The sequence below is a fragment of the Halolamina salina genome, assembly GCF_042678005.1.
Classification (GTDB): Archaea; Halobacteriota; Halobacteria; order Halobacteriales; family Haloferacaceae; genus Halolamina; species Halolamina salina.
In genome coordinates, this window is sequence record NZ_JBHUDH010000008.1 from 50,276 (window position 1) to 51,644 (window position 1,369).

The 1,369-nt window shown below is 69.7% G+C and carries 1 protein-coding gene; it reads left to right on the plus strand.

Features of this window, described 5'->3' with window-relative positions; genetic code table 11:
- The coding region (locus ACFR9S_RS01105) for a carboxypeptidase-like regulatory domain-containing protein (protein ID WP_379817799.1) at positions 1-1,369 on the plus strand (1,369 nt) is incomplete at both ends.

Genomic DNA, 1,369 nt, shown 5'->3' on the forward strand with positions numbered 1-1,369 from the left:
GCCGCGCCGCCGGACGCGGTCTGTACCAACGAGGGGACCGTGATCGTCGAGCTGGTCGACAACGGCCACTTCCGGGTCCGGGGCTGCCCGAAGGTCGCCGCCGACGGCCGTATCGACTTCCGTGAGGTGGGCGAGACGAGCGTCTCGCTGCAGAGCGGGGGCGTCCTCGTCTCCTCGGACCTCCTCGTCGACGGTCAGCAGTACCACGTGACACTCGCCACCGAGGACCCCGAGGCCACGTACGTCGTCACCGCGAACGCCTCCGAAGGGCGGATCGAACTGTCCAACGAGTACGTGACCGGCGCGGGCGACGTGACCGTCGAACTCGACGGCGATACGGTGCTTAACGCCGGCTTCCAACCCCCGGAGGCGGTTCGGGGGTCGGTCGTGGACGGGAACGTCTCCGTCGAGGGCGACCTCCCCGGCGGATCGATCGACCGGGCCGTGCTGGACGACGGGTCGAGCGTCCGGCTCCTCGACAACGTGACGCAGGAGTCGGGGACGGTTTCGCTGCCGGTGACGCTCAGCCCCAACGGCTCCTACAGCCTCGTGCTGCTCTACGGCGACGGCTCGTCGGTGTTCGTCGAGGTCGGCGACGGCGGCTCGTCACCCCCGGCCAGCGAAGGGACGGCCACCTCGGAGCAGACGGAGGGCGGCCTGATCCAGTCGCTCGGCGGGAACAACGTCCTCGTCGGGGCGCTGCTGACGCTCGCAGTCCTGCTCGGGGTCGTGGTCGCCATGCTCTGGCTGACCTCCGACGATGACGACGACGGCGCGGCGAACGGCGGTGCGACCGGTTCGCGAGAGCTCAGGGTCTCCGTGATCGACGGGTACAACGACAGCCAGATCACCGGAGCCGTGACGGTGGAGGCGACACCCCAGAAGCAGCAGACGAAGGAGGGGTATCGCCTCGACACGAGCGGACGCACCCACGAGATCACGGGCGGCACATCCCGGATCGAGGTGCCCAGAAAGCCGGTCGAACTGGAGGCGACGTACAACGGGATCAGCACGAGCCGTACGGTGAGACTCGCGGAGTCAGACGGGGTACAGTTGCGGTTCGGTCCGGTACCCCAAACGCTCACGGTTCGGGACGAGGACGGCGAGCCGATCCCCGGCGCGACGGTCGCGATCGTCTCCGACGGGCAGACCCACGTCACCCGGGAGACCGACGAGGCCGGCCGGGCACACTTCGACGTGTCGGTCGACGCGACGGGGTTCGAGGTCGCCGTGGAGCACGACCGCTTCGAGTCGGCCTCGCGCCACGTCGCCGATCCGAGCTCCTTCCCCGACTCGATCACGCTGGCCGAGAAGACGGGGACGCTCCGGGTCCGAACGGCCATCGACGGCGAGGCGACCGACGCGGTCG